Annotated in this window: 11 protein-coding genes; 9 read left to right on the top strand and 2 right to left on the bottom strand. The window is 74.7% G+C overall.

The genetic code is table 11. The annotated features are described in order from the left end of the window. Window positions 1-320 precede the first annotated feature (320 nt). From FRAQA3DRAFT_RS18745 to FRAQA3DRAFT_RS18710, 8 genes are all read left to right on the top strand, one after another. Entirely contained in the window at window positions 321-632 is a 312-nt protein-coding gene (locus FRAQA3DRAFT_RS18745; RefSeq protein WP_009740620.1) for a glutaredoxin family protein, read from the top strand. Between the two features lie 170 nt (window positions 633-802). Then, window positions 803-2050 (top strand): redox-sensing transcriptional repressor Rex, encoded by a 1248-nt coding sequence (locus FRAQA3DRAFT_RS18740; protein WP_083873756.1) that lies wholly within the window; start codon window positions 803-805, stop codon window positions 2048-2050. Then, entirely contained in the window at window positions 2047-3459 is a 1413-nt protein-coding gene (locus FRAQA3DRAFT_RS18735; protein ID WP_009740618.1) for a glutamyl-tRNA reductase, read from the top strand. Before FRAQA3DRAFT_RS18740 ends, FRAQA3DRAFT_RS18735 begins: the two co-directional genes overlap by 4 nt. Continuing rightward, on the top strand, window positions 3456-4664 hold the full coding sequence (gene hemC, locus FRAQA3DRAFT_RS18730; protein WP_009740617.1) for a hydroxymethylbilane synthase: 1209 nt from the start codon (window positions 3456-3458) through the stop codon (window positions 4662-4664). Before FRAQA3DRAFT_RS18735 ends, hemC begins: the two co-directional genes overlap by 4 nt. A 2-nt stretch (window positions 4665-4666) precedes the next feature. Further along, entirely contained in the window at window positions 4667-6487 is a 1821-nt protein-coding gene (locus FRAQA3DRAFT_RS18725; protein WP_009740616.1) for a uroporphyrinogen-III synthase, read from the top strand. 191 nt (window positions 6488-6678) lie between these two features. Beyond that, complete coding sequence (gene hemB / locus FRAQA3DRAFT_RS18720; protein WP_369809468.1) at window positions 6679-7740, top strand: porphobilinogen synthase; 1062 nt, start codon at window positions 6679-6681, stop codon at window positions 7738-7740. Between the two features lie 753 nt (window positions 7741-8493). Then, window positions 8494-8706, top strand: coding sequence for a heavy-metal-associated domain-containing protein (locus FRAQA3DRAFT_RS18715; protein WP_009740614.1), 213 nt, complete (start codon window positions 8494-8496; stop codon window positions 8704-8706). Window positions 8707-8810: 104 nt separating this feature from the next. Further along, window positions 8811-11249 carry a cation-translocating P-type ATPase gene (locus tag FRAQA3DRAFT_RS18710; protein WP_232292139.1) on the top strand — a complete coding sequence of 813 codons (2439 nt, stop codon included), beginning with the start codon at window positions 8811-8813 and terminating at the stop codon, window positions 11247-11249. Between the two features lie 103 nt (window positions 11250-11352). Here FRAQA3DRAFT_RS18710 and FRAQA3DRAFT_RS18705 read toward each other — a convergent pair whose 3' ends face one another. Continuing rightward, entirely contained in the window at window positions 11353-12864 is a 1512-nt protein-coding gene (locus tag FRAQA3DRAFT_RS18705; protein ID WP_009740612.1) for a methionine--tRNA ligase, read from the bottom strand. A 214-nt stretch (window positions 12865-13078) separates the two neighbouring features. After that, entirely contained in the window at window positions 13079-13849 is a 771-nt protein-coding gene (locus FRAQA3DRAFT_RS18700) for an SAM-dependent methyltransferase (protein ID WP_369809467.1), read from the bottom strand. A gap of 771 nt (window positions 13850-14620) precedes the next feature. Here FRAQA3DRAFT_RS18700 and FRAQA3DRAFT_RS18690 point away from each other — a divergent pair. Further along, window positions 14621-16249: a DHA2 family efflux MFS transporter permease subunit gene (locus tag FRAQA3DRAFT_RS18690; protein ID WP_009740610.1), complete on the top strand. Its 1629-nt coding sequence runs from the start codon at window positions 14621-14623 to the stop codon at window positions 16247-16249. The last annotated feature ends 206 nt before the right edge of the window (window positions 16250-16455 follow it).

Here is a 16455-nt window from a genome sequence, read left to right as displayed (position 1 = left end):
CCCAGGCAGAACCGGCTCAGGGTGGCGCGGATCCGCGGGCGGGTGGGCAGCAGGGGGACCGGCGGCCGCGCCCACGCGCCCGGACCGCGCCGCACCGCGGCGAGGCCGGCGGCGAGGTCGGCGAGCGTGCAGTCGGTCACAGCCCGGCTCCGGAGGATGCAGTCGCGACAGGACGGGCCGGCAGGCCCGGTGCACGTGAGGGCGCAGGTAGCTGAGTGTAGCCGCAAGACGAACGCGCGGCAGTCGTAGATCGTGGCCGTGCCGGTCCCGGCCAGGTCGGACCACCGGAAGGCGCCGCGCGGCGGACTTACCATCGGGAGATGGACGACGAGGGGTCGGGACCGGCGCAACCCGGCGGGGGGAGCGCCCGGATCACCCTGCTCACCCGGGCGGGCTGTCATCTGTGCGACACCGCGCGGGCCGCGATCGCGCGGGTGGCGGAGCAGGAGAGGGTCGGGTGGCGCGAGGCGGACGTCGATGCCGATCCGCGGTTGGCCGACGAGTACGGCGACCGGGTGCCGGTCATCCTGGTCGACGGCCGGGAACACGGTTACTGGCGGGTAGAGGAGGAACGGCTACGGCGGGCGCTGGCCGGACGCCGGTGGTCCTTGCGTCCCGGCGGGGGTCGCTGATCCGCAGGTCGGGCTCTCCCCGGCACTTCGTGAATCCCTTCACGAAGTCGTACACTGCCCGTCGACAGCCGACTTGTGGCGCCGGCAACCGCATGCGGGGGGTCGGCGGGGCCACGGATTCGGGCGCACAGCTCCGGGCGGCGACGCGCGCCCACAGATCGGAGCCGCGGATGAGCCAGCCCCGGCGTCGCCCAGCGGTGATCCGGCGACGAGCCCGCAGTGAACCGCTTCCCGGCCGCTCCGCGGTGCCGGAGGCCACGGTGGCCCGGCTGCCGCTCTATCTCCGGGTACTGACCACGCTCGCGGAGGGCGGGGTTCACACTGTGTCTTCGGACACCCTGGCCGCCGCCGCCGGTGTTACCCCCGCGAAGGTCCGCAAGGACCTGTCGCATCTCGGTTCCTACGGGACGCGGGGCGTCGGTTACGAGGTCGACGTCCTGCTCGACTGCATCGCCGCGAAGCTCGGCCTCACCGAGGACCGCTCGGTGGTGCTCGTCGGCGTCGGCAACCTCGGTCACGCCCTGGCCGGCTACGGAGGTTTCCACGCCCGTGGTTTCCGTATCGTGGCTCTGGTCGACGCGGATCCGGACCGGGTCGGCGAACGGGTCGGTGAGGTGATCGTCCGCCCCGTTGACGAGCTGGAGCGGGTCATCGCCGAATGCGCGGTCACGATCGGCGTGATCTGCACCCCGGCCGCCGCGGCGCAACAGGTGTGTGACCGGCTGGTCGCCACGGGGGTCACAAGCATTCTCAACTTCGCCCCCACGGTGCTGTCGGTGCCGGAAGGGGTAGACGTGCGTAAGGTCGACCTCGCCGTGGAACTTCAGATCCTTTCGTTCCATGAGGCACGGAAGCGTCCCTCCGCGCCGCGCGAGGCATCGCCCAACGGGGCGATGCCGGCCGGCCCTGACGCCGCGGCGGCCCCCGATGGGGCGTCGCCGCGGAGCGCATGGCCCGACCGGGCCCGGCAGGTGCCGCCCGCGTCGGATCCGCCGCTCGAGGCGCGACCGGTGCCGGAGCTGCCGGCCGATGGGCCTGCGGCCGACGGGCGCGTGGCCGGTGAGGCGCCGGCGGGTGAGGTCCCGGCGCACGTCGGCGAGACGTCCCTCGCCGCGGGCGGGACGACGGGCACGGACGGGGCAACGCCCCGAACAGACAAGGTGAGGACCGAGACGGATGGGGTCGTGCGGGTGACTCATCAAGCCGGACAGACGCGGCCGACGCAGGCGGTTCGTCAGGTCGGGCCGGTCCGGGACAGCCGGTCCGGGCAGCCGGCACCGCACTGGGCGCATGCCGGTGAGCCGTCCCCGCCGACCCGCGGCACCCCGCCGGGCGCGAACGAGCTGCTCGCGGGCGGCCGTCAGCGGGGTCTGGCAGGGGGGCTCGCGGAGGGTCCGGCGGGGGGTGGGGTGTCGTGAGCCTGCTGGTGGTGGGGCTCAACCACCGGACCGCCCCGACCTCACTGCTCGAGCAGGCGTCGGTGTCCGGCGACGACACCCCGAAGGTTCTGCACGATCTCGCCGACGCGGCGCACGTCACCGAGGCGGTCGTGCTCTCGACCTGCAACCGGACCGAGATCTACGCCGACGTCGAGACCTTCCACGGCGGCGTGGCCGACATCTCCGACCAGCTCAGCCGGATCTGCGGGATCGACCTCGGTGATCTGGCCGGACATCTGTACGTCCACCACGACGCCCGCGCGGTCGGTCACCTGTTCTCGGTGGTCTGCGGGCTGGACTCGATGCTCGTCGGCGAGTCGCAGATCCTCGGGCAGGTGCGCGGTGCCTTCCGGGCCGGACAGGCGGCCGGGGTCGCGGGCAGCGCGCTGTCCGGGCTGTTCCAGGCGGCGCTGCGGGTCGGCAAACGGGCCCACTCCGAGACGTCGATCGATGCCGCCGGCGCCTCGATCGTCGCGGTGGGCATCCGGCTGGCCGCCTCCAGCCTCGGGATCCTCAGCGAGGTGCCGGCCGTGCCGGTCGCGCCGCCGGGCGGGGCCGCCGGCGAGCTCGGCGGCGCCGCGGTGCTCGCCGCGCCCGTGGCCGAGCCGCCGCCGCTGGCCGGTGCCCGGGTCCTGCTCATCGGCGCCGGCGCGGTCGGATCGCTGGCGGCGCAGACCGCCCGCCGGGCCGGCGCCGCGGAGATCGTGATCGCGAACCGTACCCCGGCCAGGGCGGCCCGGGTCGCCGAGATGCACGGCGGCCGGGCCGTCAGCCTGGCCGACCTCCCGCACGAGATCCTCATGGCCGATCTGGTGATCTCCTCGACCGGCGCCACCGGTCTCGTCGTCGAGCACGACCTGGTCGCCGCCGCGCTGCCCGGGCGCGGCGGGCGACCGCTGGTGTTCCTCGACCTGGCCCTGCCGCACGACATCGACCCGGGCGTGCGCGCCCTGCCCGGGGTGAGCCTGATCGACCTGGAGGCGCTGCGGGTCGCCCTCGACGGCGCCCAGGTGGCGCACGACGTGGAGGCGGTCCGCGCGCTGGTTTCCACCGAGGTCGCGGGCTTCCTCGACCGCCGCCGTGCGGGCCGGGTCGCGCCGACCGTGGTCGCCCTGCGCGCGCACGCCGACTCCGTCGTGCACGGCGAGCTGGCCCGGTTGCACTCCCGCCTGCCCGACCTCGACGATCGGGAGTGGGAGTTGGTGGAGGGCGCGGTCCGCCGCGTCGTCGACAAGCTGCTGCACGCCCCGACCGTGCGGGTGCAGCAGCTGGCCGGGGCGCCCGGAGGCGATTCCTACGCCGAGGCCCTGCGGGAACTGTTCGATCTTCCGCGCGAGGTGCCCGCCGTGGTGTCCGCGCCTGACCTTGATCTTGTGGAGCGTTCGTGACGGCGATGGAGCCGACCAGCACCGAGACCGATGCGACGGCCCGGGGCGCGACGTTGCGAGCCCGGTTCGCGGGTCGCCGGCTACGGCTGGGGACGCGCCGCTCCGCGCTGGCCATGGCCCAGTCCGGGATGATCGCCGCGCAGCTGCGGGAGAGGGTGGGCTGCGCGGTCGACCTCATCCCGATTGTAACCGCGGGTGACCGGTCGTCCGCGGAGATTAGCCAGATCGGCGGGACCGGCGTGTTCGTCAGCGCGTTGCGCGACGCCCTGCTGGCCGGCGAGATCGACCTGGCCGTGCACTCCCTGAAGGACCTGCCGACGGCCACCCCGCCCGGCCTCGTGCTCGCCGCCGTCCCGACCCGGGAGGACACCCGGGACGTGCTCGTCTCGCCCAGCGGGCGGGGGCTCGCCGAGCTCGGACCGGGCACCCGGGTCGCGACCGGCTCCCCGCGCCGCGCGGCCCAGCTTCGGGCGCTCGGGCTCGGGCTCGACGTGGTCGCGATTCGCGGCAACGTCGACACCCGGCTGAAGAAGGCCATCGACGGCGAGGTCGACGCCGTCGTGCTGGCGTACGCGGGACTGGCGCGTCTGGACCGTCTGGACGCCGTCACGGAGATCCTCGAACCCGAGGTCATGCTGCCGGCGCCCGGCCAGGGCGCGCTGGCGGTCGAGTGCGCCGGAGAGGCCGGGCTCAGGCTGGCCGGACCGGCCCGCGCGCTGGTCGCCACCGGGGTTGGGGATGGCGCCGTCGGGGACACTGCGGGCGGGGATGGCGTGCGCGATGGGCGGGGCCGGGGTCCGTATGTGGGACAGACCGGTGGCCAAACGCGGTCAGATCATGGTCAGCCGGTCGATGGCGGCCTTGCCGAGCTGCTACGGTTTGTGCTCGATGACGCATCGTCGTCCGTCGCGGTCAGAGCGGAACGCGCGTTTCTCGCTGGGATCGAGGCCGGATGCACCGCCCCGGTCGGCGCTTTGGCAGTGGCAGAGCCTGCGCCGGCGGCGGCCGTCGGCACTGTGGCACCGGCCGGCGATGCGTCCCCCGCGGGTCGACTGCGCCTGCGGGCGGTCGTCGCCGCGCCGGATGGCAGCACCGTCCTCCGGCGTGACGTGGCCGGGTCCGCCGTCGACCCGGAGGCGCTCGGGCAGCGCCTCGCGGACAACCTGCTGTCCGCCGGAGCACACTCGCTGATGGGAATTCGCTGAGCATGGCCACCCGACGCACGAAGAAGCCTGTCTCCCCGGTCGCACTCGTGGGTGCCGGCCCCCGTGACCCGGGCCTGCTGACCGTCCTCGCGGTCGAGACCCTGTCCTCGGCCGACCTCGTCGTCGCCGACCCCGACGTCGCCCCTGCGGTCGTGGAGAACCTCTCCGCCGAGGTGCTGCGCATCGGGGACCTGGAGGCGTCCAAGCCGGTCCGCGACGCCGAGGCGGCGACTGCCGCGGTGGTCAGCCGGGCTCGCGCCGGGGACAAGGTCGTCCGGCTCTACGGGTCGGATCCGTGGCTGACCCGCATCGGCGCCGCCGATGCCCAGGCGCTCGCGAAAGCCAAGATCCCTTACCGGGTGGTGCCCGGGATCCTCACCGGCGCCGCGGTGGCCACCTACGCAGGCGTCGCGCCCGGTTCGCCGATCACCTTTGCCAGCACGTCCGGCGTCTTCTCCTCGTCGGGGACGCTCCCGGCGCCGTCGCCGTTCGGCACGGGCGAGCCCGTCGGGCCGCTGACCGGGCCGCCCTTCGGCGCCGGCCGACTCGGCGCCCGTCCGATGACCGGGCTGGGTGGTGGCCTCGGCGGCGGGCTGGGCGGCGGTTTCGGGCCGCCGCTGGGCCTGGGCAGCCCCGGTGGGTTCGGCGGGTTCGGGGCGCCGGTTCCCTCGCCCGGCGACGTCGACTGGGCCGCGCTCGCCCAGACGCCCGGCACGCTCGTGGTCACCGCGGCGCCGACCGAGGTCGGCAAGGTCGCGGCGGCCCTGGTGGAGCACGGCCGCCCCGGGGACACCCCGATCGCGGTGACCGTGGACGGCACCACCACCGATCAGCGCACCGTCACGTCGACCCTCGACCGGGTCGAGGCCGACGTCGCGCCGCTGCTGACCGCCACCCCCACGCCCATCACCCAGGTCGTGCTCTCCGTCGGCGCCGTCGTCGCCACCCGGGCGAAGCTGTCCTGGTGGGAGACCCGGGCGCTGTTCGGCTGGACGGTGCTGGTGCCGCGGACCAAGGAGCAGGCGGCGATCCTGTCCGACCTGCTTCGCTCGCACGGCGCGAGCCCGCTGGAGGTGCCGACGATCGCCGTCGAGCCGCCGCGGACCGCCGCCCCGATGGAGCGCGCGATCACCGGGCTGGTCTCCGGGCGCTACCAGTGGGTCGCCTTCACCTCCGTCAACGCCGTGCGCGCGGTGCAGGAGAAGGTCGAGGAGCGCAGCCTGGACGCCCGTGCCTTCGCCGGGGTCAAGGTGGCGGCGATCGGGGAGGCGACAGCCGACGCCCTGCGCGCCTTCGGTATCCGTCCCGACCTCGTCCCCTCCGGGCAGCAGTCCAGCGAGGGCCTGCTGGAGGACTGGCCGGAGTACGACGAGTCGCTCGACCTGCTCGACCGGGTGCTGCTGCCGCGGGCCGACATCGCCACCGAGACGCTGGTCGCCGGCCTGAAGGATCGCGGCTGGCAGGTCGACGACGTGACCGCCTACCGCACGGTCCGTGCCGCCCCGCCGCCCGCCCCCATCCGCGAGGCGCTCAAGGGCGGCCGGGTCGACGCAGTCGTGTTCACCTCCTCGTCCACCGTGCGCAACCTCGTCGGCATCGCCGGCAAGCCGCACGAGACCACGGTGATCGCCGTGATCGGGCCCGCCACCGCGGCGACCGCCCAGGAGCTCGGGCTGCGCGTCGACGTGCAGGCGCCGGAGGCGTCCATCCCGGCGCTGGTCGGGGCGCTCGCCGAGTTCGCCGCCGAGCACCGTGAGGAGCTGGGCAAGATCGGTCCGCTCGCGGCCCGCCTGCCCAAGCCGCGCCGCGGCTCAAGGCGGTAAGCCGGGCTTCCCGCCTTGCCCCGCCTTGTCGCTGCGTCTGCCGCGGTCAACGCCGCGGCTCGCAGTGGCCAGGCCGGTCTTCCCCGCCCAGCCGAAAGCAGCGGGCGGGTGATTTGTCCCGCCGGGACGGCGCAGTGGGTAGCGTCAGGTAGGGCCAGCCGTCGTCGGGAGGTGCGTGGCTGTTGAACGGGATACCGGGAGCGCAGGCCGCGGGTAGCGGGAGCTGGGGCGCGGGGGGCACGGGTCCGGGCGGTCGGCTGCCCGCCGGGTTTCCGGCGGTGCGCCCCCGCCGGCTGCGCCGCTCGCCCGCCCTGCGCCGGCTGGTGTCGAACGTGCGGCTACACCCCGCGGATCTGGTCCTGCCGCTGTTCGTCAAGGAAGGCGTGGACCGGCCGGTCCCCCTGACCTCGATGCCCGGTGTCGTCCAGCACACCCGCTCCTCGCTGCGGGGGGCCGCCGTCGAGGCGGTCGAGGCCGGGGTCGGCGGGTTGATCCTGTTCGGCGTGCCGGCGGCGAAGGACGCCCGCGGCTCGGCCGCCGACGACCCCGCCGGGATCGTCCAGCTCGCGCTGGCCGACCTGGTCGCCGAGGTCGGCGGGGACATCGTGCTGATGACCGACCTGTGCCTGGACGAGTACACCGACCACGGGCACTGCGGCCTGCTGACCGACGCCGGCGAGGTCGACAACGACGCCACCCTGGCGCGCTACGCCTCGATCGCCGTGGCGCAGGCCCGGGCCGGCGCCGAGGTCGTCGCGCCGAGCGGGATGATGGACGGCCAGGTCGGCGCGATCCGGGCGGCGCTGGACGCCGAGGGCTTCACCGACCTGCCGATCCTGGCCTACTCGGCGAAGTACGCCTCGGCGTTCTACGGCCCGTTCCGCGAGGCGGCCGAGTGCGCCCCCCAGTTCGGCGACCGCACCGGCTACCAGCAGGACCCGGCACGCTCGGCGACCGAGGCGCTGCGCGAGGTGGCGTTGGATCTCGCCGAGGGCGCCGACGCGGTGATGGTCAAGCCGGCGCTGGCCTATCTGGACGTGCTGCGCGCGGTCGCGGACACCGTGGACGTGCCCGTCGCCGCCTACCAGGTGTCCGGCGAGTACGCGATGGTCGAGGCCGCCGCCGCGGCGGGGTGGATCGACCGGGACCGGGCCATCGCCGAGACGCTCACCGCGATCTCCCGCGCCGGCGCCGACATCATCCTCACCTACTGGGCCGTCGAGGTCGCCCGCGGCCTGGCCGCCGCCCGCTGACCCACCCGCTGACCCACCCGCTGACCCACCCGCTGACCCACCCGCCGACCCGCCCATCCACAGGGCCACCTCGCCCCCGAATCCCCTGTGGACAGCCAAGGCATCCCGGCGGCCTCCCTCCCGCCTGTCCGGAGGGATAAAGCGCCCACGGAACCCTTCGGACAGGCAAGGAAGCGCGGCGGTCTCCTGCTTGTCCGGAGGGACGAAACGCCCGCTGAGGGCTCCGGATAGCCGGGGCGTTCGAAGATCGGGCTGGCGGGGGCGTGTGGCCGGATGGTGCCGGGCCCTGAGGGTCCGTGCGGTGATGTGAGGCTTGTCCGGTGTGCGTCGATGGTGGCGCCGGGTGGTCGCCTCGACCGGCCAGACGCGGGCGGCCGGCGCAAGCCGCGGTTCGCCGGGGCGCGCACCCCCTGCGTTCTCGCCGGCCGCCGGGCCGTCATCCCCCGTCCGGGGGATTACCCCACTCCGGACCGCCGATGCTCGTCGGCTGGTCAGGGGCGTTACCGGGCGGCGCAGGTCGGGCGGCGGTCCTTGCCGCGGCCGACGGGCGGGAGCGCTCGGGAGGCGTGGCGGGGGCGGAGCCCCACGGCCAGTGGTTGAGGGTCCGCGTCCACATCTGTCCCCGTGACATCCGTCGCCGTCTCGCAGATACCCCCAGGGGGTAGTTGTGCACTATACGGGGGAGGGGTATCTTCGGGCTGCCGGGCGGGCCCGTCCGGCCTGTGGACAGTGGCTGAGGAGACGAGGACTGCGATGACCGCAACCGCCTACACCGTGACCGGGATGACCTGCGAGCACTGCGCCCGCTCGGTGACCGAGGAGCTGGAGCGGCTGCCCGAGGTGTCCAGCGTCGCGGTGGATCTCGCGGGCGGCCGGGTCACGGTGGTGAGTGACGGGGCGCTGGCGGACGGCGCGGTCCGCGAGGCCGTGGCGGAGGCCGGGTACGAGCTGGTCGGTCGGGCCTGACGCCTGCGCGGTAGGGCGCGGCGGGACCGGGGGAGGGACCTCACGTGACGAACGTCGGGATCGAGGCCGGTGAGCCGGCCCGGCTCGAGCTCGCGATCGGCGGCATGACCTGCTCGTCCTGCGCGGCGCGGGTGGAACGCAAGCTCAACCGGATCGAGGGCGTCAGCGCGTCGGTGAACTACGCCACCGAGAAGGCGACCGTCACCCTCGCCGGGCCGGACCCGGCCGGCGCGGCCGGCCTCAGCCCCGTGACGGTCGACGATCTGATCGAGGCTGTGCAGGCCGCCGGCTACACGGCGCGCCTGCCCGCCGCGGCGCGCCCGTCCGCCGCGCCGGGCGGCGCGCCCACCGCGGGGCCGGACGGCGCGGTGGTCGCCGACGGCGAGGCAGCGGGCGCCGACGGCGAGGAGGCGGGGCAGGGCGGCGCGGACCTGCGGGCGATGCGCCGGCGCCTGACCGTTTCGGCGCTGCTGGCCCTGCCGGTGCTCGTGCTCGCGATGGTGCCCGCCTGGCAGTTCGACTACTGGCAGTGGGTCAGCCTGGTGCTGGCGACACCGGTCGTCCTCTGGGGCGGCCGGCCGTTCCACGCCGCGGCCGCCCGGGGCGCCCGGCACGGTGCGGCCACGATGGACACCCTGGTCTCTCTCGGCACGCTCGCGGCCTTCGTGTGGTCGCTCTACGCGCTGATCCTCGGCGGGGCGGGCGACCCGGGGATGCGACACTCGTTCTCGCTCACCGGCGGCCTGTCCGACGTCGGCACCGGCACCGGCACCGGCGGCGGCGAGATGTCCCACGGCGCCGGCGGGCACGCGGACGGCGCCGCCACCGCGATCTACCTGGAGGTGGCCGCCGGGGTCACGGTGTTCCTGCTCGCCGGGCGGTTTCTCGAGCTGCGCGCCCGGCGCCGCTCCGGCGCGGCGCTGCGGGCTCTGCTGCACCTCGGCGCGAAGGACGTGACGGTGCGTCGCCCGGGGTCCGGGCCCGAGGGCCTGCGGGTCGAGATGCGGATCCCGGTCGACGAGCTGCGCATCGGCGACGAGTTCGTCGTCCGTCCCGGCGAGAAGATCGCGACCGACGGGGTCGTGCTCGACGGGGTCTCCGCGGTCGACGCCAGCATGGTCACCGGCGAGTCGGTGCCGGTGGAGGTCGGGCCGGGGGACCCGGTGGTCGGCGCGACCGTGAACGCGGGCGGCCGCCTCGTCGTGCAGGCCACCCGGGTCGGGGCCGACACGCAGCTCGCCCGCATCGCGCGGCTCGTCGAGCAGGCGCAGAGCGGCAAGGCGCGCGTCCAGCGGCTGGCCGACCGGATCTCGGCGGTCTTCGTCCCGGTCGTGATCACTGCCGCGCTGGTCACCCTGGGCGCCTGGCTCGCCGCCGGGCAGCCGGCGACGGACGCGTTCACCGCCGCGGTCGCCGTTCTGATCATCGCCTGCCCGTGCGCGCTGGGCCTGGCCACCCCGACGGCCCTGCTCGTCGGCACGGGGCGGGGCGCGCAGCTCGGCATCCTCATCCGTGGCCCGGAGGTCCTCGAATCGACGCGGCGGGTGCAGACCGTGCTGCTCGACAAGACCGGCACGGTGACCACCGGCCGGATGCGGACCGCCGCCGTCCACCCGGCGCCGGGGGAGAGCGCCGCCGACGTGCTCCGCCTCGCCGGTGCGGCCGAGGACGCCAGCGAGCATCCCATCGCCCGGGCCATCGCGGATGCCGCCCGGGCCGCGGCCGCCGGCCCGTTGCCGCCGGTGACGGACTTCGCCAACGACGCCGGGCTCGGGGTGCGCGGCACCGTCGAGGGCCGGTCGGTCGTCGTCGGCCGGCCCCGCCTGTTCGCCGAGCTGCCGGCGGAGCTCGCCGACGCGCTGGCCCGGGAGCGCGACGCCGGGCGCACCGCGGTCGTCGTCGGCTGGGACGGCGCCGCGCGCGGGCTGGTCAGCGTCGCCGACACGGTCAAGCCCACCGCCGCCGAGGCGGTCGTCGCCCTACGCCGGCTCGGCCTGCATCCGGTCCTGCTGACCGGGGACGCGGGACCCGTGGCCCGCGCGGTCGCGGCCGAGGTCGGGATCGCGCCCGAGGACGTGATCGCCGAGGTCCTGCCCGAGGAGAAGGTGGCGACGGTCCGTCGGTTGCAGGACGAGGGCCGGGTCGTGGCGATGGTCGGCGACGGGGTGAACGACGCCGCCGCGCTCGCCCAGGCCGACCTGGGCCTGGCGATGGGCGGCGGGACCGACGCGGCGATCGAGGCGTCCGATCTGACCCTGGTCAACGCCGACCCGCGGCTGGTGGCCGACGCCATCCGGCTGTCCCGGGCCACCCTGCGCACGATCCGGGGGAACCTGTTCTGGGCCTTCGCCTACAACGTGGCGGCGCTCCCGCTGGCCGCGGCCGGCCTGCTCAACCCGATGATCGCCGGTGCGGCGATGGCGTTCAGCTCGGTGTTCGTCGTGACGAACAGCCTGCGGCTACGGCGGTTCACCCCGCTGCCGCCGGCCGGCCCCGTAGCGTTGCCATCCACGCGGCCGGCCCCCGTCGCGGCGCGATTCTAGGCCGGCCGGCCTCCGCAGCCGCAGCGCGAGCCTCGGCCGGCCGAGGCTCGCAGACAGGCTGGGATGACCCCGGATGACCGGCCGCGTGGCTGACCCGCGCCGTTCAGGCCGGCGCCTCCAGGCGGGGGAACACCGGGGCGGGGTCGGCGACCCGGGGGCCGCCGTCGCCGCACTGGGCGGCGATGCGCGCCGCCGCGTCGGGCAGGAACGGGACGAGATGCGTCGCGAGCTCCCGGCAGGTGGCGACCAGCTCGGCGAGCACGGCGTCGAGGGCGGCCGGGGCCGCGTCCTCCTTGCGCTCGGCCTTGGCGAGATCCCAGGGGCGCGCGGCCTCGACGTAGCGGTTGCCCTCGTTGCCGATCGCCGTGACGGCCTCGGCCGCGCGGCGGAAGTCGAACGCGGTGAACGCCGCGTCGATCGTCGCCGGGGCCTGCTCCCGGGCCGCCCGCAGCGCCGCGGCCCCCGCGTTGTCCGCCGCGACGGGTGGGATCACTCCGTCCCGGTAGCGCTTGACCATCGACACGGTCCGGTTGACCAGGTTGCCGATGTTGTTCGCGAGGTCCTCGTTCGCCCGGGTGAGCAGCCGCTCGGTGGTGTAGTCGGTGTCGCCGCTGCGGGCGACGTCGCGCAGCATCCACCACCGCAGCGCGTCGGTGTTGTACGCGGCGACGATGTCCGCCGGGTCCTCCGCGTTCCCGGCCGACTTGGAAATCTTCTGGCCGTCGGCGGTGAGGTACTCGTGCACGAAGATGGTGTCGGGCAGGCGCACGCCGGCGGAGAGCAGCATCGCCGGCCAGTAGACGGCGTGGAAGCGGATGATGCCCTTGCCGATGACGTGGACGCGGGCGTCGCTGTCATTCCACCAGTACTGGAAGCTGGCGTCGTTGGTACCGTACCCGGGAGCGGTGATGTAGTTGCCCAGCGCGTCGAACCAGACGTAGATGACCTGGTCGGGATCGCCGGGCACCGGAATGCCCCAGCCGCGCGCCCGGGCCATGCTCCGGGAGGCGCTGAAGTCCTCCAGGCCGGCCTCGATGAACGACAGCACCTCGCGCTTGCGGGTGGCCGGCTCGATGCGCAGCCGGTCGCTGGAGATGAGCTCGTGCAACTGGTCGGAATAGCGGCTCAGCCGGAAGAACCAGTTGCTCTCCTCGACGAGGTCCGGCACGGTCCCGTGCTCGGGGCAGCGGCCGTCGACCAGCTCGTCGGGGGCGTAGAACAACTCGCAGCCGACGCAGTACAGGCCCGCGTAGCTCTTGCGGTAGAAGTCGCCGCGTTCGGCGCAGGCCGCCCACAGCTTCTCCACGCCGGGCCGGTGCCGCGGGTCGGAGCTGGTCTTGATGAAGTCGTCGAAGGAGAGATCCAGTGGCTCGCGCAGGGAGATGAACCGGGCGGCCACCCGCTCGACGTATTCCGTGGGCGTGATTCCCTCGGCCTCGGCGCCCTGTACGTTCTTCAGCGCGTTGTCGTCGGTGCCGGTCTGGCAGCGGACCTCGTCACCGCGTGCCCGCAGATGCCGGGCGAAAGCATCGGTCTCGACCAGCTCCAGCGCGTGCCCCACGTGCGGCTTGCCGTTGACGTACGGGATGGCCGTCGTCACGAAGTAGCGACCCATCGGTTTCGGATCCTCCCGCCCCGGTGCGCAACCTCGCTGATGAGGCTCCGTCGGGGCCTCATCGGTGGTCTGTCAGGACGCGCGGAAAAGGCCGGATGGCATGGACATCAGCATCATCCGGGGGCTCGCCGCCTCGGCGGTGACATGTGCCGTCGACACAGGGAAATCCTACGCGCCCATCCCCGTCACGGCCGCCGGGAGTGGCCCGGCTCGACTACGGCTTGCGGGCCACACCGGCATAGACGCTGACCTCGGCGTCGGTCAGTCCCCCGCCGTCTGCGCCGGCCATGCCGGCCGTGCCGTCCGGGCGCCAGCGGTGCAGCGGCCGCACGCCGGGCTCGACCAGCTCCAGGCCGGCGAAGAACCGTTCGATCTGGGTGTGGTCGCGCGGCTGTGCCGTGATGCCCTGGGCGCGGTACGTCGCGGCGATCCGCTCGATGGCCGGGTCGAAGTCGGCGGTCGAGTGGCTCAGCGTCAGGTAGCTGCCGGCGGGCAGGACATCGACGAGGCGGCCGACGACGCCGTAGGGATCGTCGCCGTCGCCGAGGAACGGCAGGACCGCGATGAGCGACAGTGCCACCGGCTGCGTGAGGTCCAGGGTCTCGCGCAGCTCGGGGGCGGCCAGGATGCGTTCCACGTCGCGCAGGTCGGCGTCGAGGTAGGCGGTGCGGCCCTGGGGCGTGCTGGTGAGCAGGGCGCGGGCGTGGGCGAGGACGATCGGGTCGTTGTCGGCGTACACGACCCGGGACTGTGGCGCGAGGCCCTGGGCGACCTCGTGCAGGTTGGGCGAGGTGGGGATGCCGGTGCCGATGTCGAGGAACTGGCGGATGCCGACCTCGCCGGCGAGGAACCGGGTCGCCCGGGTCATGAAGGCGCGGTTCTGCCGGGCGGCGGTGCGCGCGTTCGGGAAGGCGATGATGGCCTGCTCGGCCGCGTCCCGGTCCGCCTGGAAGTTGTCCTTGCCGCCCAGGTAGTAGTCGTACATCCGGGCCGAGTGCGGCTGGTCGGTCCGCAGCGCCGCCCCGGCGGTGCCGGCCGGACGGTCGGGCCCGGACCCGGCGTCGCGGTCGCCGGAGTCGTCGCGGCCGTCGGAGTCGCCGGAGTCGAGGTCTGCCACGCGTTGCTCTCCCGGGTTGAGGGTCCACGCCGGCTCGGCGCCGGCCGCCGTGTCACGGCCCGGCCGCGAGGGCGACGCCGACCGGTGACCGTGCGAATGTCCTACGGCACAGCCTATTGGGCGGCCCGGAAGCTGTTCGGCTGGCTGTCGCAACGCTCCTGGCCCGATCACAGCGACGGCGCCCTGCGGCCCCGGCAGGCTGTCGCTGATGGCCGGGGAGGCGGGGCCGCGGAGGTCTCGGCGCATGAACACCCGGGCGTCGACCCGCAGGCCGTGCCGGGCTTCCCGGGCGCGGATCGTCCCCATTGCCGGCGTCCACTCGGCGGGGGAGAGATCGCGAAAGCCGTGGCGGCGGTAGTACGGGCCGTTCCAGGGCACGTCGCCGTCCTCGACGGCCCGCAGCGGCTCGACAGCGGCTCGACCTCGTCCGCGCGGGCCAGCCGGATCTGGTAACGCCGCGCGGCGACGCCACCGGTTCGCCGCCCTGACGGGAGCGACCGCCGGCCGGCCCGTCCGGAGTGTCCCGTTCGCCGGGGCGCCGGGCTGCCTTGACTTCATGTCGACTTGAAGTTCGAGAGTGGTTGGCAGCCGGGGTGCGGTGGAGATTCCACCGCACGTCCCGGGCCGAGGAGGACCGAGATGGCAGGCAGCTCGCCGATCATCGCTCCAGACCGTCCCGTCGCGCCGCAACCCCGGGCCGGCACTCCCGATCCCGGATCCACCCCACCCGCGTCCGGAGCACCCGCGTCCGGGGCCGCCGGAGCCGTCGCCGGGCCGGCGACTCCCGGGCCGTCCGCCGGACCTGACCGGCAGACCCGCCTCACGCTTGGCGTGCTGGTGCTCGGCGGGCTGATGGTCGTCCTCGACGTCACGATCACCAACGTCGCGATTCGCAGCCTCTCCCGGGACCTGCACGCCCCACTTTCGGTGATCCAGTGGGTGACCACCGGCTACACTCTGGCGCTCGCGGTCGCGGTGCCGATGACGGCGTGGCTGGCCTCCCGGCTCGGCACCCGGCGCGTCTACATCATCGCCCTGGCCCTGTTCGGGCTGGGTTCGCTGCTGGCGGGCCTGGCGTGGAACATCGGCTCGCTCATCGCCTTCCGCGTGCTGCAGGGCCTCGGCGGCGGCCTGGTCAACCCGATCGCGATGACGATCGCGATGCGCAGCGCCCCGTCCGAGTCCCGCGGCCGCACGATGGGCGTGTTCGGCCTGCCCGTGCTCGTCGGCCCGCTCGCGGGGCCGACGCTCGGCGGCTGGCTCGTCGGGTACTCCTGGCGGTGGATCTTCCTGATCAACGTGCCGATCGCGCTACTGGCCGTGCCGCTGGCGCTGTGGCTGCTGCCGCGTGACGCGCCCGACGGCCGCCGCGAGCGGCTCGACGTCCCGGGGCTCGCGCTGATCGGGCCGGGGCTGGCCGGCATCGTGTACGGGCTGGCCGAAAGCGGCCGGCGCGGCACCCTCGTCTCGGCGGCCGTGCTGGTCCCGGCGCTGCTCGGCCTCGGGCTGTGCGCCGCGTTCGTGGCGCGGGCGCTGCGGCTGCGCACGCGCCCCCCGCTCGTCGAGGTGCGCCTGCTGGGCCGGCGCGCCCTCGCCTCCGGAGCCGGGACACTGGGCCTGTTCGCGGCGGCCTACTTCGGCTCGATGTTCATCCTGCCGCTGTACTGGCAGCTCGTCCGGGGGCAGAGCCCGGCGGCGACCGGGCTGCTGGCCATCCCGCAGGCCCTGGCCACCGGCCTGTCGTTGCAGGTCGCGAGCCGCCTGGTCGACCGGGTCCCGCCTGCACGCGTCGTTGGGGCGGGGATCGTCGTGGCGACCGCCGGCCTGCTGACCAGCCTGCTCCTGCTCGACGCGGACACGCCGTACTGGCAGCTGCTGACGTCGATGGCGGTGACCGGGATCGGAACCGGAGCGACGATCATGCCGACGATCACGACGGCCCTGCGCCACCTGCCCGACCGGGACACCCCCACCGGCAGCACCCTGTTGAACATCATCAACCAGGCCGCCGTCTCGATCGGCACCGCGTTGACCTCGGTGCTGCTGGCGTCCAGTCTCGCGAGCCGGGCCGGGGTGGCCGCGGGCGGCGACCTGTCCGGCGACGTCGGCGCGGCCATGGCCGGCGACGTGGTCGCGGCGTTCCGCCAGACGCTCCTGCTGCCGGTGGTCCTGATGGCGGTGGCCGGGGTGGTCGCGCTGCTCCTGCTGCCCCGCCCCGGGCGGGACGACGCCCCATCCGTAGGCGAGAGGGCCCGCGCCGCACCGTGAGCCCCGGCAGGTGACGGGGTCGGCGTGGCTCGGTCGGGGCGGGCGGCCGGGCCACGCCGGCCGGGCCACGCTCAGTTCTGCCGGCTCTCGCCTGGTTGGGGGAGGCGCGGATGAAACGTACGGTTGACGTGAGAGTCCTCACGCCCGAACGGGCCATCCGCGGCGAGGGGCGGCGGGAAAGTCCGCTGCTGCGGCGAACCGCCGGT

The sequence above is a fragment of the Frankia sp. QA3 genome (genome assembly GCF_000262465.1).
GTDB lineage: Bacteria > Actinomycetota > Actinomycetes > Frankiales > Frankiaceae > Frankia.
The sequence above is the reverse complement of the archived record's forward strand: the minus strand, read 5'-3'. Positions and strand labels throughout refer to the sequence as shown.

What these genes read in the sequence shown, in the direction of transcription:
- FRAQA3DRAFT_RS18690 (WP_009740610.1), top strand. Translation starts at nt 14,621, where the DNA reads ATGGCAGGCAGCTCGCCGATCATCGCTCCAGACCGTCCCGTCGCGCCG.
- FRAQA3DRAFT_RS18710 (WP_232292139.1), top strand. Translation starts at nt 8,811, where the DNA reads ATGACCTGCTCGTCCTGCGCGGCGCGGGTGGAACGCAAGCTCAACCGG.
- FRAQA3DRAFT_RS18745 (WP_009740620.1), top strand. Translation starts at nt 321, where the DNA reads ATGGACGACGAGGGGTCGGGACCGGCGCAACCCGGCGGGGGGAGCGCC.
- FRAQA3DRAFT_RS18700 (WP_369809467.1), bottom strand. Translation starts at nt 13,849, where the DNA reads ATGTACGACTACTACCTGGGCGGCAAGGACAACTTCCAGGCGGACCGG.
- FRAQA3DRAFT_RS18715 (WP_009740614.1), top strand. Translation starts at nt 8,494, where the DNA reads ATGACCGCAACCGCCTACACCGTGACCGGGATGACCTGCGAGCACTGC.
- FRAQA3DRAFT_RS18725 (WP_009740616.1), top strand. Translation starts at nt 4,667, where the DNA reads ATGGCCACCCGACGCACGAAGAAGCCTGTCTCCCCGGTCGCACTCGTG.
- FRAQA3DRAFT_RS18705 (WP_009740612.1), bottom strand. Translation starts at nt 12,864, where the DNA reads ATGGGTCGCTACTTCGTGACGACGGCCATCCCGTACGTCAACGGCAAG.
- FRAQA3DRAFT_RS18740 (WP_083873756.1), top strand. Translation starts at nt 803, where the DNA reads ATGAGCCAGCCCCGGCGTCGCCCAGCGGTGATCCGGCGACGAGCCCGC.